The following is a 22,913-nucleotide window of genomic DNA, read 5'->3' as shown; positions in this document are numbered from 1 at the left end:
AAGAGGATATTCATTTGAATATCCTCTTTTTGTGATTATTGAGAACTATTTTTTATTTTAAATATTGTCTATACAATTTATATTATAGACAAAATCCAAGAGTTTGGCTGTTAAATTAAGTGAAATTTAAATAGATTTACTTAGCAGTAAAACTTACTTGCAAATCCATATTGTCTTTGATGACTACATCTTTCATAGAAGATTGGTAAGCTATATCCCACTTTTGTCTATCAATAGAGAACTTATCCGAAGTTAAGGTAACTCCCTCTTTGTTTACGCTTACCTTTGCAGGGAAAGTTACGGTATTGGTTTTGCCCTTTACGGTAAGTGCTCCCGTAACAAGGTAGTTGTAATCTGCCTTTCCTGTCTTTTTAAGAGAAGTGATTTTAAAACTCCCCGTAGGATATTTTTCTACTTCAAAAAAATCTCCATTTTTAAGGTGGTCATTCAGTTTGGTTTGGCGTTCTCCTGTGAGGTCGGTAGCGTTGATGCTCGTCATATCCAAAACAAAGGTACCTCCTGCAAGTTGGTTTTTCTTTAATACTACAGTACCGTTTTTTAAATCTAATGTCCCATTGTGAGAGGAGGCTTCAGATTTCATAACTTTGTAACCCCACCAGTTGATATTGGCTTTGTCTACTTTTAGATTTTTGGTTTGAGCCGTAAGTAGCCCTCCTGCCATAACGAATAATAATGCTATTTTCTTCATTGTTGAATTATTTTATTTACTGCAAAGATACATTTATTCTAATTCTAAATTATTGACCTATGTTAAGAAATTTAGAAATTGAGGTTCATAATATCTAAGCCAATTTGTATTCCGTTTTTAGAAGGGATAAGAGCGTCATCGTTGAATATTGGAGTAAAGTCTTTTTTAATAAAAAGATTGAAACTTCCATAACCTAGACTAAATTTAGCTCCGAACAAAAACGAATTTACACCATAATCCACTTTGTTTTGGTATTTTTTGAACTGTCCGTCTTCGTTGTAATATTTGACTTTAATTAAACTTCTTAGATTGATGCCTCCGTAAGCTCCAAAGCCTATACGCCATTGTTTTTTGCTATTGTCTAGATAAGATTTCCCTTTGTATTCTGTATAGCTAGGGTTCAGCACATACTGAAACTCTACAGGAAATGTGAGATAGGCGTGGCGTAGTTTAGAGCGTTTTAAAGAGCCTTCTTGGAATTCTGATAGTTGTAGATGTCTATTTTCTTGTTGAAAAACCAGAGGACGTTTCGGCATATAGGTATCTGATCTATATGCTAATCCGTAACGAATGAATAATGGACTGGTGGTATTGCCTATTTGTCTTTCCTTTCTGGCTTGTATTTCAAAGCTGTGAGAATTGCCTATACGCATATTAGAAGTGGTTTCAAACGGATTAAGACTTCCTGTATTTTCAGTTAGGTTGAGAAAGGAGTAGGAGACGGATATCCCAGATTTTTTAAGCAATGACGCTGGGGTTTTCTTTTTATTTGATATGATATTGATGCTGTTTTTTCTTATGACAAAAAAGCCTCTTATGGTATCATTTTTAGGAGAAAGTACTCTGTGTCTTACCTGTTCTTTAGTAAATTCTTCTAAAGTTTTTTTCTCTTCTTGGATTTTGGTGTTAATGCGTTGTTCGTACTTACGGGCAATTTCTGACTTTTGGTTTAAAAGGTTTTCGTGTGAAAGTTTTTTTTCGGAATAAAGAATTTCCAAAGAATCTATTTCTTTATTCATAAGCTGTTTTTCCGATAGTACAATGCTATCTACTTTTTTGCTGTAAGTTTTCAGTTTGTTTTCTTGAGCAGATGCCATAACAGTACATACTACGGCACTAAATAATAAAAATTGAGTTTTCATAATGTGATAAGTTTTTAATCTAATTTTATATATTATTTTTCTTTTGAATATATTTTTACACCGAATATTTCTACTTCTTTAGGTTCTTTAATTTCAATAGGGAAGGCAGATTCTTTAGTGTTTTTATCATCTACTTTTCCAAGTTTAGATTTACTTTCTGATTGATTTATCTTCTCTTTGCTTATTTCTCTACCAAAAAGCAATAGGTCTGCTGTTATATAAGTTTCTTCCCTTTTTTGTTCAGTTGATTTAACCAATATTTCTGGATTAGATGGAACATTTTCAGAATGTTTGAACCTCAAGCTATCTTTATGTGCAAAGTTGTTTTTAGCAATGATTTGATGGCTACTTTTTTCTACTTTTAATTGAGGTTTAATTTCTGTTTCAAAATTTCCTTCTATTAGTAAATTTTCTTGTGGAGTGGTGCTTTCGGTAGTACTTTCCACTGATGTTTTTGTAGTGGTGGTTTGATTAGAAACAATAGTATTGTTATGCTCTGGAATGCTAGGTGTATTTAATTTCCATAATAAACTTCCAAGGCTGACTAAAACTAAAAATACAGCAGCATATTTCATCATTTTTTTGATGCTGAAGATAGGAGTTGCTTTTTCGTTTGTTTCTAATTTTTCTTCTAGCTTTTCCCATAGCATAGGAGAAGGCTTTTCGGAAAGGTTTTCGTAGCTATGCTTTAAATTTTTATTTTCCATAAGATTGTTTTTGAGTGATGAATTCTTTGAGCCACTTTTTAGCTTTATTAAATTGACTTTTGCTAGTTCCTTCTTTTATATTGAGTATTTCTGCAATTTCGGAGTGTTTTTTTTCTTCAAATACATACAGGTTAAACACAAGTTTATAGCCTAGTGGCATTTCTGATAACAGTTCTTCTATCGGAATATCCAATAAATGATTTTGTGTTTCTGTATCTTCTGGTTCGTCTTGTAGGTCATCATTTATGTCTTTTTCTATGTATAAAATGTGCTTCTGTTTTCGTACGATGCTAATGGCTTCATTTATAACAATTCTTCTTAACCAAAAAGGAAAAAACTCTGCCCCTTTACAAGTGTCTATTTTAGTAAAAACAGTATAAAAAGCCTTTAATAAAGCATCTTCTGCATCGGATAAATTGTTAGTGTAAGATTTTGCTATGGCTAACATTTTACCCGAAAAAGCATCATAAACTTGCTTTTGTGCGAGTCTGTTATTTTGTTTTAATAGGTTAAAAATCTCTTTTGAAATCACGGTGATTGGTTTCTTCTATTCATAAGACGGCAAAATAATAAAAAGGTTGCCTCATCTGAAAATTAAAAATAAAAAAAGTCATCAAAATATTTTGATGACTTCTATTGATTAAAGTAAAACTAAGAAAATATTATTTTCTCACTCTCTTTTTTGTAGTTGTTTTAGTTGCTTTTGTAGTTTCTGATTTTTGGGTAGCTTTGTAGAAATTATTGTAAGCATATTCTGCTGCTTTGTAAGTATCTATAACACCTCCAGCTCTAGAAATTAAATCAAAACGATTGTTAGTATTTGAGTTAATCATAGCATTTACAGTAGATTTATTAGCCGTTTTTACTAATGATTCTATAATCTGCTCTGGAGTAAGGCTAGGCATATAAGCCAAAAGTACTGCTGCTGCTCCTGCTACTACCGGAGAAGCCATAGAGGTACCTTGTAGGTATTCGTATTTACCATCAGGAACGGTAGAGTAGATTTTATCTCCAGGAGCAAATACATCTACCATTTTGCCATTGTAGTTAGAGAAACCAGCTCTTAGAAATTCATTATCATTTGTACTAGCTCCCACCACTATCATATTATTTATGAAAGGTTTTTCATCAGTTGGTTTGTAGAAGTTAGTAGGATAGTACACATTCTCTTCTATATTTTCGTTATCATTACCTGCTGCTTTTACAAGGAGTACTCCTTTTTCTTGGGCGTATTTAAAGGCGTCCCAAACATATTTTTTACCTGGAGAAACAGGTTTCCCAAAACTCATATTTAAGACTTTAGCTCCATTATCTACGGCGTATCTAATAGCATTAGCCACATCTTTATCTCTTTCATCACCGTCTGGTACCGCTCTTACGGTCATTATCTTAGCTACCTTAGATGCCACACCATACTGCACCTCTTTACCATGAGGATATCCAGCAATAATCCCCGCTACGTGAGTTCCGTGCTGAGCATCTGGACCTTCGTAATGGTTGTTACCATAGTATTTTTCAGAATAATCCTCGTAATTATCTCCTACGATTTCTTGTCTTGTATCAAAATCTAGATTATATTGTTTGGTAGCTTGTGTTTCGAAATGCTTTAAAGCATCGTTAATCTCTTTGTTTAAAGTTTCTTCCACTTCTTTAGAAGTTTTGCCTTGCATTTCTTTAGATGCTGCCATTTGGTTGAGTATCTGCAGATACATTGCTTCCTCTTGAGAAGTAGGTTTTATAGTTGCTAAATTTTCTGCAGTTAGAGTTTTGTCTCCTAGCACTTTAGCAATGGCAGAAATTCTAGATTTAAACTGAGTGTAGTATTGAAAACTTTGTTGAGCTTCAAGACCTTTTTTATTGAAAATCTCTTTGGATTTCATATACATTTCAAATTCTTCAGGCATTTGAGCTTGATTAGCTTTGTTTTTAGAAGAATCATTACCTTCAAAGATAGGCTTGTATTTTTTCACTACTCTAGTTACTTCTAGATTGTCTACATCTACATCAGCAGTTTTTCCTCCCATAAAATTCCACCCGTGGATATCGTCTATGTAGCCATTACCATCATCATCTATACCATTATTAGGAACTTCGTTAGGGTTCTTCCACATATTTTTTGCCAATCCTGGGTGGTCTACTTCTACACCGCTATCTAATACACCTACGACTACAGTTTTAGGCTTTAGACCTTTAGATTCTAAAAATTTATAGGCATTGTTGGTATTTACTCCATAGACATTAGTTGTGGAGAAATCTTTGTGATACCAAGTTTCTGTGTCTTTATCTCTTTTTTCTTGTGCTAAAGTTAAATTCAGTCCTGCTAGAAATAAAGCAGCAATCATTATTTTCTTCATTGTTTTCTGTTTTTTTAAGACTTAATATAATACCGACTTTCAAGTATTATACCATTTTAATTTTTTAGTTTAACATTCCTAATATAAGTCGTGGCTTCTGGACCAATGTTACAGATTAAATCTAAAATAGATAAATCTTCTAAAAAGCCCAACTTATCAGAAAAGGTTTGATAATATTCGTTTATTTCATAAAAAGTAGGTTTCTTAGCAGAGAAACAATCTCTATAATCTTCTCCTTCAACTTTTTTCTCGTAGCTTTCGGAAAGTTGAAAGGTTTTCTCTGTCTTTAAAATATCTTGAATTACTTCTAATGCCTTTAAATTAAAATCTTTTAAGTAGGTTTCTTTAGATTGAAATATTTTTTCCAACTTAGACTCATAAAACTCAAAATAAGGTGAAGTTTGGTAAGCTATTTTTATAGATTTCCAATGCAGGCTCTGCCAATTTTCGTCATAGGAAATTTCCAAATCTTTTAAGGCTCTTTTCCCATTATGCTTTATTGGAATGCTAAGGGATAGTTTACCATTAGCACCATAAATATTCGCTCTATTTCTGTAGGTTTGTTTTGGAAAGTTTTCGTATTGCTCCAAAATTACAGGTTCTTCCGACAAAAACTCTGCCCACCAAGAAATAGGAGGGAGGTAAAACAAAGGTAATAGTTTCATCTAGTCGTCTTTTTTCTTTTTGAACAATTTAGAAATATATTCCCAACCGAAGAATAGTGTAAGGATAATAGCCGCTATCCACCAATAAGAAGTTTTGTTAGCCTCTCCTGTATTAGTTGCTTTAAACATTCTGTCCCATCTTATTTTTTTAGGTCCTTCATCAAAGACACCTTGCAAGCTCATCCAAGTAAACATTGGTTTTCCTACGATATATTCTTCTGGTACAAATCCGAAAAATCTTGCATCTAACGAAGCATCACGGTTATCCCCCATCATAAAGTAATAATCTTGTTTGATGGTGTACTCATTAGCCTCTTTACCATTGATGTAGATTTTTCCGTTTTTGTTTTCTAGTTTATTATGTTCATATTTAGAGATAATCCATTGGTATTCAGGAAGTGTTTCTTGATTGATTTTTACTACATCTCCTTTTTTAGGAATTCTGATAGGTCCGTACCAGTCTTGATTCCAATTTTTATTGATTGGGAAAATGGTATTAGTGGTATCAATTTTAGTCTGTTGAGGATTAAGGTAAGAGATGGTTTTTTCGCCTTTTTCAGAAAGTATTTCTTCTGCTTTTACAAACTCAGGAAGTTGCTTAATATCTGCTAACAACTTATCTGTAAGCCCTTGGAAATGGTAAACATAACCATCAGCAGTGGCTCCTTCTTGTAAAGGTAAGTATCCTAAACGATTCCAAAGCTGATTAACATCTATCTGCTGAGAAGTATATACAAGATAAGAAACTTGGTTCTCTTGGTCGCCTAAAATAACCTCTGGCTTACCATTGATGAAAAGCCTCCCTTTTCTAACCTCTAAAACATCACCACCTACAGCCACACATCTTTTCACATAGGCATCTTTTCGGTCTATAGCGGTATGCACAGAGTCTTGTGGATAGTTAAATACTACAATATCGTTACGTTCTACTTTCTCCCAACCAGGTAATCTAAAATAAGGTAATTTAACGGCTTCTACATAAGACTTAGGATCGTCTTTTGGATTTTTAGGTTCTCCCGTATCTATTATTGTTCCTTGCAAAAAGGGGATAGCTAGAGGTCTCATTGGCATTCTATAACCGTAGTTGAGTTTATTAACAAACAAGAAATCTCCCACCAGCAAAGTACGCTCCATAGACCCTGTAGGAATACCAAACGGTTGAGTGATAAATGTATGTATTGCCGTAGCAAACACCGCAGCGAAAGTAATAGATCCTAAGAAAGATTCTTTCTTTACTTCTTTTTCTTCTCCACTTAGATAGAAGGTGTCTTTTTCTTCAATTTCAGTTTTAGGGTTGTAATTAACCGTTGCCATATAGATAAACGGTAATACTACTGTAAGAATTTGATTTACAGCATCTACTTTCCCAAATTTCTTCATAAGATGTAAGTGAAAAACAGACATCATAATAGGACCCACAATAGGAAAATAAGATAATACTACCCACCATTTTGGCTGCTCGGTTTCTTTTAAAACTATAAAGTAGTTATAAAATGGTATAAAAGCAAAAACAGGGTTGTATCCCATTTTCTTAAATAGTTTCCACGTGGAAACGCCCATTAGTATAGAGAGAATGAGTACAAAAACGGTATATTTTAATATATAATCCATTGGTTTATTTTTTTAAATTACTATTATTTATTATTGAAATAGAACATCTTTCATACTGAAGTTCCCTTGTTTGCCTATAATCCATTCGGAAGCAATTACAGCTCCTAGAGCAAATCCATTTCGGTTAAAAGCAGTATGTTTTATTTCAATTTCATCAACTTCAGAACGATAGAACACACTGTGAGTACCAGGTACTTCGTCTTCTCTTATGGCCGTAATGCCTAAGGCTTTATCTTTAGTTTCGTCTAACTTCCAACTATCAAAATCAGTATATTTTATAATGCCTTCTGCTAGAGTAATTGCCGTGCCACTAGGAGCATCTTTTTTGTGGGTGTGATGAATTTCTTCTAACTGACAACCATATTCTTCAAAGTTATTCATTAGTTGAGCTAACTTTTCATTCAATACAAAAAATAAATTAACTCCAAGACTAAAGTTAGACCCATATAAAAATGCAGTTTTGTTGCCTTCTGCTATCTTTTCTATTTCAGGCTTTCTTTCTAGCCACCCTGTTGTACCACAAACTACGGGAATATTAAGTTCAAGACAAGTTTTGATATTTTCAAAAGCGACCTCTGGATTAGAAAATTCTATCACTACATCAGGCTGATTAAGATTTTCTAGGGTAGGGGATTCGTTCAGCCTAGCGACCACTTGATGTCCTCTTTTGGTAGCTATTTGGTCTATAATTTTTCCCATTTTCCCATATCCTACTAGTGCAATTTTCATAAGTTTTGTTTTTTAAAATCTATAATTGAGTGAAAACCCTAATTTTCCGTTTTGTAAGCCCCATTGGTCACCAAGTAGAGTAGGAGCGATGGCTAAATCTGGGTCGTTTCTTTGTTCGTGTAAATGAGCGTCCACAACGGCATCAATAATATTAAGTAAATAAATCCCTACCGAAATGGCAATGGCATAATCTCTCTGGCGTTTCATACGGTCCTGTGTATTCCCAAGCACAGTAGCATCTACCCCTCTGATGTTAGAAAATTCGTGTGGCTGATTGTTAAGCTCTGCAACAAAGGCTTTTCGATAGCGTTCGTAATTGTTTTGATTCCAAATAGCAATGCCTACGCTAGTACCTACTGCACCCCATACAATAGGGATTTTCCAATATTTTTTGTTGTAATATTGTCCTAATCCTGGTAATACAGCAGAATAAAGCCCTGCAAGTGTGGGATTGTAAGTCTTAATAGTGGGGTTAGCATTAGCTTTTTCTATTTCTTGTATTACGTCAGCCTCTGTTTTGGAAATACCAGTTGTGTCTACACCGGTATTTTGAGCAAACCCTAGTGAAACGAACAATAAAGCTAAAAAACTAAAAGCCTTAGACATTAATCTATTTTTCAAAAGCATTTAAAATTCTTTCTAACTCTTCTTCATTATTGAAGTCAAAAACTATTTTTCCTTTTTTTCCGTTGGCAGAAGCCTTAATGTCTACTTTTATGTCTAGCAAATCAGAAAGGGATTTTTGAGTTCTTTTTAAATGATTAGGAAGTTCTTTTTCTACTTTATTTCTTTTCTCCTTAGGTTTTTTCAGTCCAGCCGCTACGGCTTCAGCTTGGCGGACATTAAGCTGTTCTTTGATAATTTTATCAAATAACTCTTGTTGTAGCTTTTCGTCTTGAAGGCTTATAATGGCTCTTCCGTGTCCCGCTGAAATAGCTCCAGTTCTAATAGCTCCTTGTACTTCTGGACTTAATCTTAGAAGGCGGATATAATTAGTAATCGTACTTCTTTCTTTACCAATACGCTGACTTAGGTTTTCCTGCGTCATACCTATTTCTTCAAGTAATCTTTGGTAGGTTAGAGCAATTTCGATAGCATCTAAATCTTCTCTTTGAATATTTTCTACAAGAGCCATTTCCAAAAGCTCCTGGTCGTTTACTAAACGAATATAGGCAGGTATAGTCTTTAATCCTGCAATTTGAGAAGCACGGTATCTACGTTCCCCTGAAATAATTTCAAACTTAGCACCGTCTTTTCTAAGCGTGATGGGTTGTATTACACCTAGATTTTTGATAGATTGTGCTAATTGATTAAGAGCGTCTTCGTCAAAGTAAGTTCTAGGCTGGTTAGGGTTTGGATAAATATCTTCTATGTTAATCTCTACGATGCTCCCCATAATTTGCTTCGCACCTTCGTCTGTTGCAGTATTTATGGTTGCCTTTTTTTCGGCATTTAATATCGCTCCTAAACCTCGCCCCATGGCTCTTTTTTTATCCTTCATTTAATAATGATTTAGATTTAATATTTTTAGTTTGATACTTTTTCTTCATTTTTAAGTAAAACTTCCTCAGCAAGTTGTATGTACTGTATAGCACCTTTACTCTCGGCATCGTACATTAGGATACTTTCTCCAAAGCTAGGAGCTTCGCTAAGCCTTACATTACGATTGATAACGGTTTCAAAAACCATATCTGGAAAATGGGTATTTACTTCTTCTACCACTTGGTTGGAAAGCCTAAGTCTTCCATCATACATTGTTAGGAGAAGCCCCTCTATATCCAAATTAGGATTGTGTATATTTTGGACATTTTTAATGGTATTAAGTAATTTGCCTAAACCTTCTAGAGCATAATATTCACACTGGATAGGAATAATAACAGAGTCGGCCGAAGTAAGTGCATTGACTGTGATAAGTCCTAAGCTAGGAGCACAGTCTATAATGATGTAGTCATAATCGTCTTTAACCTCTTCTAAGGCTTGCTTTAACATATATTCCCTATTGTCTCTGTCTACCAGCTCTATTTCTGCTGCAACTAAATCTATATGTGATGGAATAATATCTAAATTGGGAGAGCTGGTTGGTACAATACATTCTTTAGCAGTAACGCTGTGTTCCAAAAGGTTGTATGTAGAGTATTGAACTTCTTCTATTCCAAGTCCAGAAGTGGCATTAGCTTGAGGATCAGCGTCTATAATCAAAACTTTTTTTTCTAAAACGCCTAATGCTGCAGCCAAGTTTGTAGAGGTTGTTGTTTTTCCCACACCTCCTTTTTGATTAGCAATACCTATTATCTTACCCATATTTTTGATTTAAGTTCCAAAAATACAATTTTTTTAATGCAGTCTCAATTTTTAAAATGTAAAAATATGTTAATTTATTTGTAATGAATACTTTAAACTTATAAAAAATTATCCACAATCTAGGGGAAATTGTGGATAATTAGATAGTCAGAAATTGTAATTATTTATCATTCAAACTTTATAGATACCGGAATTCTGAAGTAAGAACGCACCGCCTCTCCTTTGATTTTAGCAGGAGTCCATTTTCCTTTGACAGATTTTATGGCTTTTTCAGCTTCCTTATTAAACATATTGTTTTTTCCCTCCGCTTTTACATTGGTAATAGTGCCATCTCTTTCTACCACAAATGTTACCATTGCTTTTACAAGGCCTTCCTCTCCAGCCATTACTTCATAATCGAAATTTTCTCCTACTTTAGCTCTAAAAGAATCTATTCCTCCAATGAATACAGCGTCTTCGTCTACTACAGTTTCTATAGTATTATTGGTTTTAACTATTTCTGGCGTTGCATTATTATTAACTGTTCCATTCCCAATATTAGGTTTAGTAGGTACAATACTAGTAGTGGATATTATTCCCTCCTTATTTTCCAAGCCAGATGTTGCTGTTTGCAGAACTTTAATACTAGGTAAAGACGTTTCTATAGTTGGATTAGCCATAGGTGTAGGGACACGAGTATCCACTGTTTTAATTTCTACTGTTTTTTCAACTTTCTTAACCGATTGTACTTTTGGTACGATGGGTTTTACTATTTTATCCTCTTTTATTATTGTGGGATCAACAGGCTTTAGCTCTATTTTTACGCCTTTATCAGTAGGGATATGTACCTTTTTTGTTTGCAAATAAGCGTAGGTTCCTCCAATGAAAATCCCGAATAAAGCTACTCCTGAAAATAAAGCCTTTTTGAGGTAATAATCGGCCTCTGCCCTGAGAGAATAGGCTCCATAGGCTTTGTTTCTACCTGCAAATAAGAGCTCATCTAGAGCTTTTTGTTCATTTTGGTTTTGTGAAAAAGTTATCATTTGTCATAAAATTTAAAATTAATACTAAATAAATTTACAAATGATTATTAGTTTTGAGGCTTTTTGCAAAAAGTGATTTACTATAATCAATTTTCTTGCCAAAGTGAATTTTAAGTGTATAAAATGGTTTCTCAAAAGTGTATTTTAGATATAAAAAAATATGTTACTTCTACTGGTACCTTTGGTGCTCTTTATTTTTTGAAAATTTCTGTATTATAGGTTTAAAGAAAACTTTATACTTTTCAGCATCTAAAATTTGTGAATCATTCAAGGCTTTTATTGTAAACCATACACCTAGAGGGGCTAGTATTAAGTTGGGTAGCCACGCAGCCCAATAAGGGTCAAGTTTCCCTTTCCAAGATAGATTTTCTACAGTCAAGTTAAGAACATAGAATGTAATGAATATGACAATAGCAATAACCACAGGAAAGCCAATGCCTCCTTTCCTAATGATGGAGCCCAAGCTAGAACCAATAAGGAAAAATATGATGCAAGTAATGGAAAACGAAAGAATCCTCTGTTGGTACATAATTACTTTACTACGTTGCTTAAGCATTTCGTATAGTTCAGGGTCTTTGTTGTTATTTTTATCTTCTTTAAGAGTGTTTATTTTTTGATATGCATTGTAAAGAATATCTCTTTTTTTATCTTTTTTTAGCGTATCAATTTTAAAAGGTTGTGCAGCTTTTTTATTTTTTGATTTATCTAAATAATTGACATAAAAATTATTCTGAGCTACTAACTCGTTGCTAATATTATCAAACCTAGTCTTTTGCTCTTTTTCTAGCTGAGCGATAGAACCATTGATGTCTAGATAGGTTTGGAATTGATAATTTTCGGTAATTTTTTCTTCTTCTATGGCTTTATTCACGAGCTCGCTTACATCAAAATGGGCTACCAAACTATCAAATTTTATACTTTTGTTAGGTTGTTTAGTCCTTTCATTATAATTGTAGCTAGTATTTTCATCTTCATAAACATAGCCTTTATATAAGATGAGTTTTAGATAATTTCTGTTTTGTGCAGGTACAAATTTCCCCTTAGGGGCAATAATAGTTTGTTGTGGATTATTTCCATTTACTTCTTTGTGGATGATAATACCTTCTAAATTCTCCCCATTTTCTCCAGAAATTTTATCAAATTTTACAGATGCTCCAGGTATTGCCCCGATAAATTGTCCTGCCGTAAAGTTGAGTGCAGGTTTAGTGGCTGCAATATTGTAAAGCATATTTTTAGCTTTTCTGTTGAAATCTGGAATTACATTATTAGAAAATATAAATAAAATACCCGATAGCAAAGTTACAACCAATATGAGCGGACGCATAATTCTAAATAAAGAGATACCAGCGGCTTTCATTGCTGCAAGTTCGTAGCGTTCACCAAATGCACCAAAGGTCATTATGGAAGAGAGAAGTACCGTGAGAGGAAGTACCATATTAACTACACTAACGCCCATATAGAACAAAAGTTTGCCTATTTCAAAGGGAGAAAGCCCTTTTCCTGTAAACTGATAGAGTTTAATCCAAATGATATTAACTAGGAAAATAAAAAACAATACGCTGAATATGAACAAAAATGGTCCAAAAAAAGTTTTAATGATATAGCGATCTAGTTTTTTCAGCATATGTTTATGATTACAAAATCAATTTAAAAGCCACAAAGATAAAACCTCTGTGGCAATTTTTATAGTTTTTTAATAATAATTTTTAGCGTCTATTTTTTAGTATAAAATCAGAAAGTTCCGTCTTAGAGTTTCTGAAAGAAAACCCTTCCGAGACTATGTAATAGTTTTGTGGGTCGGGACAATAGATGTAAGCAGCTTTGGCAACTTCTAGCCTTCCTTTATCAAAATTCATTACCTTTATGAGTTCTAATACTTGTTGGGAAGTGAAGCTGGTGGTATGACTTTGAACTAAGAATGCTTCCTTTTTATTGTCATCAAAATTTTGTTTTTTGAAATATTCCAAAAATTGTTGAAATTCGGTGGAGTTCATTACATTTTCATTTGGTCTCCAATTGGGATATTCAGGGTATTCCTGCTGTATAGGTATTTCATCTACTAGAAATAGACCTTCAAAAGGATAAAAATCTAATAAAGAACGCTGATTGTTTCTCAAAAATACTACAGTTTTGTAAATAGGAATACCGTTTCTAAGTACCGTAAGCTGATGTCTGCCCGCTTCCAAATCAAAGAACCTAAAGAAACCTGTTCTGTTTTCAATAGTCTGGTCAGAAATACTAATGGTGTATCTCCTATAATTAGGGTTAGGAACTCTTATAAACAACTCTGTATAAGTATTAGCTCTGCTATAATCATTATCTTTATTTCTATAAAAATCATTTTTAATACGATTGAGCTTTTGAGTCTCTATTTCATTTGGAAGCATCTCTCTCTTAAAATTATGGTTTTGCCCTAAAGCAAAGGAGGAGATAAGCCCTAATGTTAATATTAAAGATTTCATTTGTATAAATATTTAGAGTTCAGTAATGATGTAGTTTTGATATTTTGATTTATTAAAGCTAAAGATATCAACACTTAAATTTTGGTTATATTTAAAGTCTTTAATATCAATCACTGCAATATCATTGTCTTTAGATTGTTGTTCTAGTTTTAAGAGTTCTTTTTTACCAGCATCTACAAAAAGATAAACATATTTTATTTCACCTTGTTTAGTGGGTTTCATTCTTATTAAGTCGGCTACTTTGCCTGTACTGATTTTCTTTTTGCCTAGATACTCAATATTGTAGCCCTTTTTGTAATCGTCTAGGTAGTTTATAGGAGAAAACATTGTTGTATCATTGTTGGGCATAGCTATGGTAACCTCTTGGTCTTCATCGTTGATATTATAGACTTTCTTTCCGTCGAATATTTGTTCGGTTCCCATTATCTTTAGTTTGTATTGAGAACCGTTGGAGTAGAAGATGCCAGTTTCTGATTTTTGAACTTTATTTTTACCAGAACCGTATAAAAATTTGAAATAAGTATTCTTTTTAGATTTATAATTAGCCGATACACCATCAAGAAGAGTCTTTGCTTTTGCATCAATTTTTTGAGCCGATAGATAAGAGATAGCTCCTAGAGATAGAACAATTAATCCTGTTTTTTTTAATATAGATTTCATAGATTGTTTTTTAATTTCGTCTCATTGATTCCAAAAACTGTTCCAATGATGTTAAATCTTGAATGAGGACTTCCCTCGCTTTAGAACCATTGAAACTGCCTAAAATCCCAGATGCTTCTAGCTGGTCGACAATTCTACCAGCTCTATTGTATCCCAACTTGAGCTGTCGTTGCAACATCGAAGTAGAGCCTTGTTGTGTAGAAACCACAATTCTCGCAGCTTCTTCGAAGAGGGCATCTTTTTCATTAGGGTCAAAATCGCTACTAGAACTGCCATTGTCTTCACCATTATATTCAGGTAATTCATAAGCGTCAGGATAACCTTTTTGCTCGCCTATGAAATCTGCTATTTTTTCAACTTCAGGTGTATCTATAAAAGCACACTGTACGCGTGTAATATCGTTCCCATTAGTATAGAGCATATCTCCTTTACCCACGAGTTGGTCGGCACCAGTAGCGTCTAATATCGTTCTAGAATCCACACTTGCATTTACACGGAAAGATACTCTGGCAGGGAAATTAGCCTTTATCATACCTGTGATGACGTTTACCGATGGTCTTTGGGTTGCAATAATCAAATGAATTCCAACTGCACGAGCTAGCTGTGCTAGACGAGCAATAGGGTGTTCTACCTCTTTACCTGCCGTCATAATAAGGTCTGCAAATTCGTCTACTACCAAAACAATATAAGGTAAATAACGGTGTCCATTTTCTGGGTTTAGTTTTCTCTCGGTGAATTTTTTATTGTACTCTTTAAGGTTTCTACAGAAAGCATTTTTAAGTAAATCGTATCTGTTGTCCATCTCAATACACAGAGAATTAAGTGTATTGATAACCTTAGAATTATCTGTAAGTATAGCCTCCTCGGTATCAGGTAGTTTGGCTAAATAGTGTCTTTCTATTTTGGAATAAAGCGAAAGTTCCACTTTTTTAGGGTCAACTAATACTAGTTTAAGTTCGCTAGGGTGTTTTTTATAAAGTAAAGAAGCTAATATCGCATTGATTCCTACGGATTTACCTTGTCCTGTAGCTCCTGCCATTAGGAGGTGTGGCATTTTGGCTAAATCTGCCATAAAGACCTCGTTGGAAATGGTTTTACCGAATACAATAGGTAAATCCATATCTGTGGTTTGGAACTTTTGAGAGGCAATTACCGAACGCATAGATACCATAGACGCATTTTTTCTAGGTACTTCTATACCTATCGTCCCTTTGCCAGGCATAGGTGCAATAATACGAATCCCCAAAGCCGAAAGGTTAAGAGCTATATCATCTTGTAGTTTTTTAATAGACGCTACTCTTGTACCTACTTCTGGTACTATTTCGTAGAGAGTAACAGTAGGACCGATGGTTGCTTTTATCTGTGCGATACCTACATTAAAGTTTTTTAGAAGTCCTACAATTTTGTTTTTGTTTTCCTCTAGTTCTTCTTTATTGATGGTGATTTCTTCATTACCATAGTCGGCTAGTAGCTCAATACTAGGCATTTGGAATTTAGCTAATTCTAATCTATGGTCATACAGTCCGTGTTTTTTTACTAATTCGCTAGCGATATCTTCGCTTTCTACAACTTCCACAGGAGCTGTTTTTTCTATACTGAAATCAATATCATCATTATTTGAAACTTCTTCCTTCTGGGGTGATTCTAAAGAAACCTCTACAATATTTTCCTTTTTAGTTTCGGAAGTTTTGTTAGGCGTTGCAATGATTTCGGCTGTAGATTGAGGTTCTAAATCAAAGTTTATATTATCAAAGGAAATATTTTCTTTTTTAGCAGGGATTTCTACTTTTGGAGTAGAGCTAATATTATAGGTTGGTTCTTCTTTAACTAAATTATCTACATCAGAGTCTAAATCTGTAGTATCCTCAGTAGAGGTGTCTTCCTCGTCTTCGTTATCTTGGAAACCTGTTTTAGCTTTAATATTTTCTAAAGTAGAAGTCGCTTTATCGTTAAGGTTGTCAAATTTAGCTTTAATAACACTCGGACGAAGATTAAACTCCAAAACAAAGTATAAAGCAATACTGGTAATAAGGATAAGCCAAAGCCCGAAATCTCCGATGAATACGCTTAGATAATCATATATTTGAAAACCATATACACCACTTAAAACACCTTCGCCTTTGGTAATGGCTCCGATAAAAATAGGCAACCAACAAATAAAAAATAACGAATGAGAAAATGCTTTTAAAGGTTTAAAGTATTTCTTTTTAAGAACTAAAGTTCCTAACATAAAGATTAAGAAAGCAATAATAAAGGCACTTATTCCAAAACTTTCAAAGATAAACAAATTTCCTAGCCAATCTCCAAATTTCCCTATAAAATTAGAAGATTTTACAGATTTATCCGTAAGCATTCCTGCTTGGCTTTGGTCAGACTTCCAACTTCCCAAATAAGAAATGAAAGAAAGAACTAAAATGGCAGAAATTAAAATTAAACTTACACCTATGACAATACGCCCTTTGGATAAGGTTTTGCTAGGGGTTTTTATATCTTGTTTTGGATTCATACTCTAAAAATTATAAGAATTGCAAATTTAACAATTAACAATGATAAAATAGGCTAGACTACTTAGAAATTAGTATAACTCTCTCTTGTAGAATGTGTAATTTTCATTCTCATATTTGGCGTAAATGTGTTGCACACCATTACTTAAAATAATTTCAGGCGATTTTATAATACTATTATATCTCGCGATTTGTTCAAAAGTGACTTCGGTAAGAGGAACGGAAGGAGCTTTGCACTCTATTAAAATTTTAGGTTTCGCCTTTTCTGTAACTAGTAAATCTAGGCGTTTTGTTGTTCCGTTAAGCTCTAGCTTTTGTTCTGTGATAAGGGCAGAAAGATGATAACCTTTAGTCTTGTGGAAATAATGTATCCAGTGTTGTCGCACCCATTCTTCAGGTGTGAGCACCAACCACGATTTTCTTGGTAAATCGTAAATAAAAAATGTATCTTTGTCTTTCTTAAACTGGAAATCAAAAGTTTCCTTAAAATCAAGTTTTGGAAGTTGCATTTTTATGAAAGAGTTAGAAATAATCCTCAAAAATATTAAAAATAAAGAACTTCTCCCTATTTATTTTTTTCATGGGGAAGAGCCTTATTATATAGATGTAGCGGTAAAACATTTCGAAAATGAAGTCCTAACAGAAGATGAAAAAGCATTTAACCAGACCGTAGTTTATGGTAAGGATACTACTTATTCGGAAGTATTGGCATTGGCAAGGCAGTTCCCAATGATGGGAGACAGACAGCTTATTGTACTCAAAGAGGCTCAAGATATTAGACTTACGGAAAAAGAAACAGAAGCCCTAGAAGCCTATGTTAATAATCCTGTGCCGTCTACCATTTTGGTAATTGCTCACAAGCATAAAAAAGTAGATTCTAGAAAAAAGTTTGCTAAAATTTTGGCTAAGAATAAAATGCTTTTCCTTAGCGAGCCTGTCAAAGATTGGAATTTACCTCAATTTATACAAGATGAAATTTCTAGAGCAGGGCTGAAAGCAGAACCTAATATTCCCACAATTTTAGCTGAATATCTAGGGAATGACCTTTCTAGAATAGCTAATGAAATCAATAAACTTAAACTGATTTTAAAGGAAGGAGAGGTGCTTAACAGTCTTCTTGTAGAGAAACATATTGGGATTAGTAAAGATTATAACGTATTTGAATTACAAAAGGCATTAGGAACGAAGAATGAAGAACAAGCGATGAAAATAGCTTATTACATCGGTAAAAATCCAAAATCTAATCCGTTTGTGATGATGTTGGGTAGTTTGTATAATTATTTTTCTAACCTCATTGTTTTTCATAGCCTTAAAGGTATGTCACCACAGAGTATCGCAGCGGAGATGGGTGTTAATCCTTATTTTATTAAAGATTACGAAACTTCGGCGAGGCTTTATCCACTAAAGCACGCCACTAGAATTATATCTATTCTTAGAGAATTTGATATGAAAAGTAAAGGTTTAGGAGCAGTAAATATGACAGATGCTGAGCTTCTGAAAGAAATGGTTTATAAAATTTTGAATGTAGATAAAACAAAAGTTAAAGTATAATTAAAAACTGAAAAAATAAAGATTCTAATTATGAAAAAAAATATCATTGTGGCTTGTTTGAGCTTAATGCTTTTAGCCTCTTGTAATAAAGATAAAGAGATATTAAATACACTTAACGAATATAATCTTTCTATGGAAGAAAAAGGTTATCATTTCGGTGATGTTATCAAACTTCCAGAAGAGGTTACCAAAAATGCTGAAACGATAAGTGTTAGTTTTGGAGATAAGGAAATATCAGACCTTAAGGTTACGCCTGAAGTTTTTAGTCTAGGCGATAACGAGGTATCTTTTGTTATTAAAACTAAAAGTGGAGAAACATTAACTCAAGACGCCACTATCTATGTTTTTGCTAAAAATCCAGAACAAAATTTAAGCTATACTATCGTTAATGAATACCCGCATAGTATCGAAAACTTCGTTCAAGGATTTCAGTTGGAGGGTAATACTATTTACGAAAGTGATGGGCAACACGGTAGCTCCAGAATCCTAAAGTATAACTTAGGAAGTATAACGCCTTTGGCTGTAACGCCACAGTCTAACGATATTTTTTCGGAGGGTTCTACGATTGTGGGCGATAAAGTCTATCAATTGACTTGGCAAAACAAAAAAGGATTTATTTATGATAAGGCTAGTTTAAAACTTTTATCAGAATTCCCTTATCCTGGTGCAATAGGCGAGGGGTGGGGACTTACCTATGATGGTAAAAATCTTATTTTATCAGATGGAACAAAAAATCTCTATTTCTTAAACCCTAATAACCCGTCTGAAATTACTAAACAGATTGCCGTAGCAGGAAACACCCAAGCTTATGACCGACTTAACGAGCTGGAATATTACCAAGGGTTTATTTACGCTAATGTGTGGCAACAACCATATATATTGAAAATCAATCCAAATACAGGAGAAGTTGTAGGTAAATTTGACTTTTCGGAGATAGCTAAAAAACATACTACAGGGGAAGATGATGTCTTAAATGGCATCGCTTTCAAAGGTGAAAATATGCTAGTTACAGGAAAAAATTGGGACAAAATCTACGAGGTTAAGATTAAATAATCTAGTGGAGTGCGAACCATTATTTTTATTATAAGTTTTTGGGTAACAAATCTTTCTGCACAGATTCTCATACCTATAGATAACCAGGTATTAAAATCTGTGCAAGATATTTTTATAGACGATTATGAAAATATCTACCTATATCAGAGTAACGATTTTAGCTTTACCAAATATAACATACAAGGGCAAAAGCAAGGGCGAATAATGATGGTGTTTCCGTTTAAGGTTCAATCGGTGCAAAATCCTTTTAATATCGTTTTGTTTTCAGAAAATCAACAGGAGATAAAAATGTTAGACCAAAACCTTAACGAAATTCAAAGTCTTAAGCCTAGCCAGAGTGCTAGCTATATCAGCCATTTGTATATGGAAAATCTACAATTGATGTGGCTACTTAATCCTATGTCTAAAACTTTATTGCAGTATAATTTCAGAGAAAATAAATTACTAAACTCTTTTATTTTAGATATAGATTTTAATGATATTAAAGATTTTATCGTAGATAATGGTTTCTTATATTATTTGCAAAATGACCATTTAATAAAAATGTCCTTAACCTCAAAAAAAACTCAAAAAATGGAAGTGCCATTTGCTAGGAAGTTAAGACGAGAAGGAAACTCTATTTTTGTGATTACTAATACTTCTGTAATTGAGCTAAAAGAGGATAAATTAAAAACTGTTTTTTCTGAACCTAAAGCCCAAATTGTGGAAAAAAATAACAATGGATATTTGGCATTGATAGGGGACAAATTTTATCTTTACGGACTTTTTTAAATCAATAATTTTTTTTCAAAAAAACAAATCTATGCATATAGCAGTAACAGGAAATATAGGTGCAGGTAAAACCACACTTACCAAGATGTTGGCGAAACATTACGGTTGGGAGGCGCAGTTTGAAGATGTAGATGATAACCCTTATTTAGACGATTTTTATCACGATATGTCTAAGTGGTCTTTTGCCTTACAAATATATTTTCTAGGGAGTAGATTTCGTCAAGTTAAAGAGATTAGAGAGAGTGGCAAAAACATTATTCAAGATAGAACCATCTACGAAGATGCTCATATTTTTGCAGAAAATCTAAACGAAATGCAACTCTTAAGCGATAGAGATTATAGAAACTACACATCGCTTTTTGAGTTGATGAAAACTTTTGTTTCCGCTCCAGATTTACTGATTTATCTAAAAGCCTCTGTACCTAAACTAGTAGGGCAAATTGCCAAAAGAGGTAGAGATTATGAAGCAGAAATAAGTATAGACTATCTTTCTAAACTTAATAATAAATATGAAAGTTGGATACAAAACTATAAAGAAGGTAAGCTTCTAATCATAGAGGTTGACGATTTAGACTTTGTAGAAAGACCAGAAGATTTTGGCTCTATATTAGAAAGGATAGACGGTCAGCTTAATGGTTTATTCTAAACTCTGATAAATATCATTTTTTATTGAAATTAAAAATTCTAAATTTGCCGAACAAAATTTAAAATTAAAACAATGAAAAAACTATTTTTAGTAGGTGCTGTAGCACTTTTTGGAGCTGTAAATGCTCAGGAGTATAAGCCAGGAACAGGTGATGTTACAACGGAATTTGGCTTAAAAGGAGGTTTAGGTGATACAAAGGTGGAGTTGCCAGGAAGTAATGCTTATTTCAAAGCTAGATATTTCAAAACAGATAATATAGCTTACAGAGCAACTTTGTCATTAGGTACAACTTCTAATACTAAAGATGTTGATTCTTACTCTGCTGAGGGGACAGATCTTGAGAAACACACCACTGGTAAAGATAAAACATCCAGTACAGGATTCTTACTAGGGTTTGGTTTAGAAAAGCATTTCAAGGGGACTGAAAGGTTATCTCCTTATGTAGGCGGAGAATTTTTATTAGGGTATAACTCTCAAAAAGTTTCTTCTGAGAGAACTACGGTTAACTCTGGAGCTAATACAACTGCTTATAAAGGTAGTTCAGACTCTAGTACTAAAGGACCTAACACTTTTAGCTTTGGAGTAAGAGGGGTTTTTGGTGCAGATTATTACTTTACTAAGAGAGTTTTCTTAGGAGTAGAGGCTGGTTTAAGCCTTATGTACGGCTCTGAAGGGAAAACTACAACTACTAGTTCACATACCGCAACTTCTGGAGGTACAACAACATCTAAATCATATACTTCAGAACTTCCTGGTGGTAGCTCATTCAACATCACTCCGTCTGTAGTAACAGGTATTAGATTGGGTTACGCATTCTAAGTGTATAGGTTTTTACTAATATAAGTGGAAAAAAGTCAGCAAAACATTGCTGACTTTTTATTTTTTTATTATCTTCGCAGTAATAAAATTAAAACAAAATGAAAAAACTATTTTTAGCAGGTGCTTTAGCACTTTTTGGGGCTGTTAACGCTCAAAGTAATGGACATTTTAAATTAGGTGCCAATGTAAGTTTACCAGTAGGTGACTTTGGTAAAGTAAGTTCTATAGGTATAGGTGCTGATTTAGGTTATATGTTTAATGTAGCTAAAGATTTCGAGTTAGGTGCTGTGACAGGTTATACTCACTTCCTTGGAAAAGAATACAAAACACCTGTCGGAACGCTTAAGGCTGATAGCTATGGGGTTATTCCAGTTGCCGCTTCTGCCAAATATAATGTTACACCTGAGTTCTTTTTGGGAACAGATTTGGGGGTTGCTTTTTCTACAGTAAAAGATTCAGGTACATTGTTTTACTATAATCCAAAAGTAGGTTACCAATTCTCTAATAATGAGGTTGCTCTTTCTTACAAAGGATTTAGTCAAAATGGTGGAAGTTTAGGAGCAGTTAGTTTAGGATACTTCTATAATTTCTAGTAGAAAGTAGAAAATTAATCTAATAATATTGGGGTTGGAAAATTTTTCCACCCTTTTTTTATAATAAATGAGAGGAGTTTTTTTTACGATTATGTAAGATAGACTGAAATCAGTTTATATTTTTTGTATCTTCCAGAGTAAGTTTGAAATGAGGTAGAGTTTTGTGTTACTTTTAAAGCATACAATGTACTATTATTAATTTTGATTGAATAATACCAATAAATTAAACGTTTTTAAAGATAAAAAATACTTTTTAATTATACTTTAAAAATAAAAAGTTGTTCGTTTGATCGAAAATTAACTATAAAATACTAGCAGTGAACAACTTGAATGCAAATTGTAAGAAAATTTTGGAAGTATTGAGAAAAATAATAGCTAGCCCCCTTTTCCTTTATTAGGGAAAAAGGTTAAGTTGAAGAGTCTAGAATTCCAAAAGTATTCCAAAACTCAATTTTATTTGTTTAAGAAATAGTGGAAAAGAATTGAAACCCTCTATGATCAGTTTATATGATTAGAAGAAATTATGCTAAAACATTTGAGGGTTTCAATTTAACTATTCATAAAAAATATTTCAATCGTAAAGTAAATTACTTTAAAAGTTTAACATTGTTTAA

At 33.4% G+C, this 22,913-nt stretch carries 23 protein-coding genes; 6 read left to right on the top strand and 17 right to left on the bottom strand.

The features are described 5' to 3' along the window. Positions 1-136 precede the first annotated feature (136 nt). The 17 genes from D1003_RS01870 to D1003_RS01790 form a co-directional block, all read right to left on the bottom strand. On the bottom strand, positions 137-709 hold the full coding sequence (locus tag D1003_RS01870) for a YceI family protein (protein ID WP_153935490.1): 573 nt from the start codon (positions 707-709) through the stop codon (positions 137-139). A 71-nt stretch (positions 710-780) separates the two neighbouring features. Further along, on the bottom strand, positions 781-1,851 hold the full coding sequence (locus D1003_RS01865; RefSeq protein WP_153935489.1) for a hypothetical protein: 1,071 nt from the start codon (positions 1,849-1,851) through the stop codon (positions 781-783). A 32-nt stretch (positions 1,852-1,883) separates the two neighbouring features. Further along, on the bottom strand, positions 1,884-2,558 hold the full coding sequence (locus D1003_RS01860; RefSeq protein ID WP_153935488.1) for a hypothetical protein: 675 nt from the start codon (positions 2,556-2,558) through the stop codon (positions 1,884-1,886). Then, a complete protein-coding gene (locus D1003_RS01855) occupies positions 2,548-3,090 on the bottom strand; it encodes an RNA polymerase sigma factor (RefSeq protein WP_004919120.1) in 543 nt (180 codons plus the stop codon). The genes D1003_RS01860 and D1003_RS01855 overlap by 11 nt, the downstream gene beginning before the upstream one ends. A 130-nt stretch (positions 3,091-3,220) precedes the next feature. Next, complete coding sequence (locus D1003_RS01850) at positions 3,221-4,912, bottom strand: S8 family serine peptidase (protein WP_153935487.1); 1,692 nt, start codon at positions 4,910-4,912, stop codon at positions 3,221-3,223. Positions 4,913-4,968: 56 nt separating this feature from the next. After that, entirely contained in the window at positions 4,969-5,577 is a 609-nt protein-coding gene (locus D1003_RS01845; protein ID WP_153935486.1) for a WbqC family protein, read from the bottom strand. After that, positions 5,578-7,188 (bottom strand): signal peptidase I, encoded by a 1,611-nt coding sequence (gene lepB / locus D1003_RS01840; RefSeq protein ID WP_153935485.1) that lies wholly within the window; start codon positions 7,186-7,188, stop codon positions 5,578-5,580. 30 nt (positions 7,189-7,218) lie between these two features. After that, complete coding sequence (gene dapB / locus D1003_RS01835; protein WP_153935484.1) at positions 7,219-7,917, bottom strand: 4-hydroxy-tetrahydrodipicolinate reductase; 699 nt, start codon at positions 7,915-7,917, stop codon at positions 7,219-7,221. A 12-nt stretch (positions 7,918-7,929) separates the two neighbouring features. Then, positions 7,930-8,523 (bottom strand): DUF5683 domain-containing protein, encoded by a 594-nt coding sequence (locus tag D1003_RS01830; RefSeq protein ID WP_153935567.1) that lies wholly within the window; start codon positions 8,521-8,523, stop codon positions 7,930-7,932. 4 nt (positions 8,524-8,527) lie between these two features. Beyond that, positions 8,528-9,418, bottom strand: a complete 891-nt coding sequence (locus tag D1003_RS01825) for a ParB/RepB/Spo0J family partition protein (RefSeq protein WP_153935483.1) — start codon at positions 9,416-9,418, stop codon at positions 8,528-8,530. A 26-nt stretch (positions 9,419-9,444) separates the two neighbouring features. Next, positions 9,445-10,218, bottom strand: a complete 774-nt coding sequence (locus D1003_RS01820) for a ParA family protein (protein WP_052911136.1) — start codon at positions 10,216-10,218, stop codon at positions 9,445-9,447. A 167-nt stretch (positions 10,219-10,385) separates the two neighbouring features. Next, the gene (locus tag D1003_RS01815) at positions 10,386-11,240 is read right to left on the bottom strand and encodes an energy transducer TonB (protein ID WP_153935482.1); all 855 of its coding nucleotides are present in this window, start codon (positions 11,238-11,240) and stop codon (positions 10,386-10,388) included. Positions 11,241-11,409: 169 nt separating this feature from the next. After that, entirely contained in the window at positions 11,410-12,864 is a 1,455-nt protein-coding gene (locus D1003_RS01810) for an LptF/LptG family permease (RefSeq protein WP_153935481.1), read from the bottom strand. Between the two features lie 82 nt (positions 12,865-12,946). Next, positions 12,947-13,702 (bottom strand): DUF4476 domain-containing protein, encoded by a 756-nt coding sequence (locus D1003_RS01805; RefSeq protein ID WP_153935480.1) that lies wholly within the window; start codon positions 13,700-13,702, stop codon positions 12,947-12,949. A gap of 12 nt (positions 13,703-13,714) precedes the next feature. Further along, positions 13,715-14,362 (bottom strand): outer membrane lipoprotein carrier protein LolA, encoded by a 648-nt coding sequence (locus tag D1003_RS01800; protein ID WP_109474965.1) that lies wholly within the window; start codon positions 14,360-14,362, stop codon positions 13,715-13,717. A gap of 10 nt (positions 14,363-14,372) precedes the next feature. Further along, complete coding sequence (locus D1003_RS01795; RefSeq protein WP_153935479.1) at positions 14,373-16,868, bottom strand: DNA translocase FtsK; 2,496 nt, start codon at positions 16,866-16,868, stop codon at positions 14,373-14,375. A gap of 69 nt (positions 16,869-16,937) precedes the next feature. Further along, positions 16,938-17,375: a type I restriction enzyme HsdR N-terminal domain-containing protein gene (locus D1003_RS01790; RefSeq protein ID WP_107046428.1), complete on the bottom strand. Its 438-nt coding sequence runs from the start codon at positions 17,373-17,375 to the stop codon at positions 16,938-16,940. A 4-nt stretch (positions 17,376-17,379) separates the two neighbouring features. Between D1003_RS01790 and holA the strand changes: the two genes are divergently transcribed. The 6 genes from holA (at position 17,380) to D1003_RS01760 (ending at position 22,299) form a co-directional block, all read left to right on the top strand. Beyond that, positions 17,380-18,417 (top strand): DNA polymerase III subunit delta, encoded by a 1,038-nt coding sequence (gene holA / locus D1003_RS01785; RefSeq protein WP_153935478.1) that lies wholly within the window; start codon positions 17,380-17,382, stop codon positions 18,415-18,417. Positions 18,418-18,447: 30 nt separating this feature from the next. Beyond that, the gene (locus tag D1003_RS01780) at positions 18,448-19,470 is read left to right on the top strand and encodes a glutaminyl-peptide cyclotransferase (protein WP_153935477.1); all 1,023 of its coding nucleotides are present in this window, start codon (positions 18,448-18,450) and stop codon (positions 19,468-19,470) included. A 99-nt stretch (positions 19,471-19,569) separates the two neighbouring features. After that, positions 19,570-20,241 (top strand): hypothetical protein, encoded by a 672-nt coding sequence (locus tag D1003_RS01775; RefSeq protein ID WP_260393274.1) that lies wholly within the window; start codon positions 19,570-19,572, stop codon positions 20,239-20,241. Positions 20,242-20,272: 31 nt separating this feature from the next. After that, positions 20,273-20,887, top strand: a complete 615-nt coding sequence (locus D1003_RS01770) for a deoxynucleoside kinase (protein ID WP_014938787.1) — start codon at positions 20,273-20,275, stop codon at positions 20,885-20,887. 72 nt (positions 20,888-20,959) lie between these two features. After that, positions 20,960-21,706, top strand: a complete 747-nt coding sequence (locus D1003_RS01765; protein ID WP_153935476.1) for a hypothetical protein — start codon at positions 20,960-20,962, stop codon at positions 21,704-21,706. Positions 21,707-21,804: 98 nt separating this feature from the next. Next, positions 21,805-22,299, top strand: a complete 495-nt coding sequence (locus D1003_RS01760) for a hypothetical protein (RefSeq protein ID WP_014938784.1) — start codon at positions 21,805-21,807, stop codon at positions 22,297-22,299. Positions 22,300-22,913: the final 614 nt, after the last annotated feature.

Origin of the sequence: Riemerella anatipestifer (assembly GCF_009663465.1) — a bacterium.
GTDB lineage: Bacteria > Bacteroidota > Bacteroidia > Flavobacteriales > Weeksellaceae > Riemerella > Riemerella anatipestifer_C.
The sequence above is the reverse complement of the archived record's forward strand: the minus strand, read 5'-3'. Positions and strand labels throughout refer to the sequence as shown.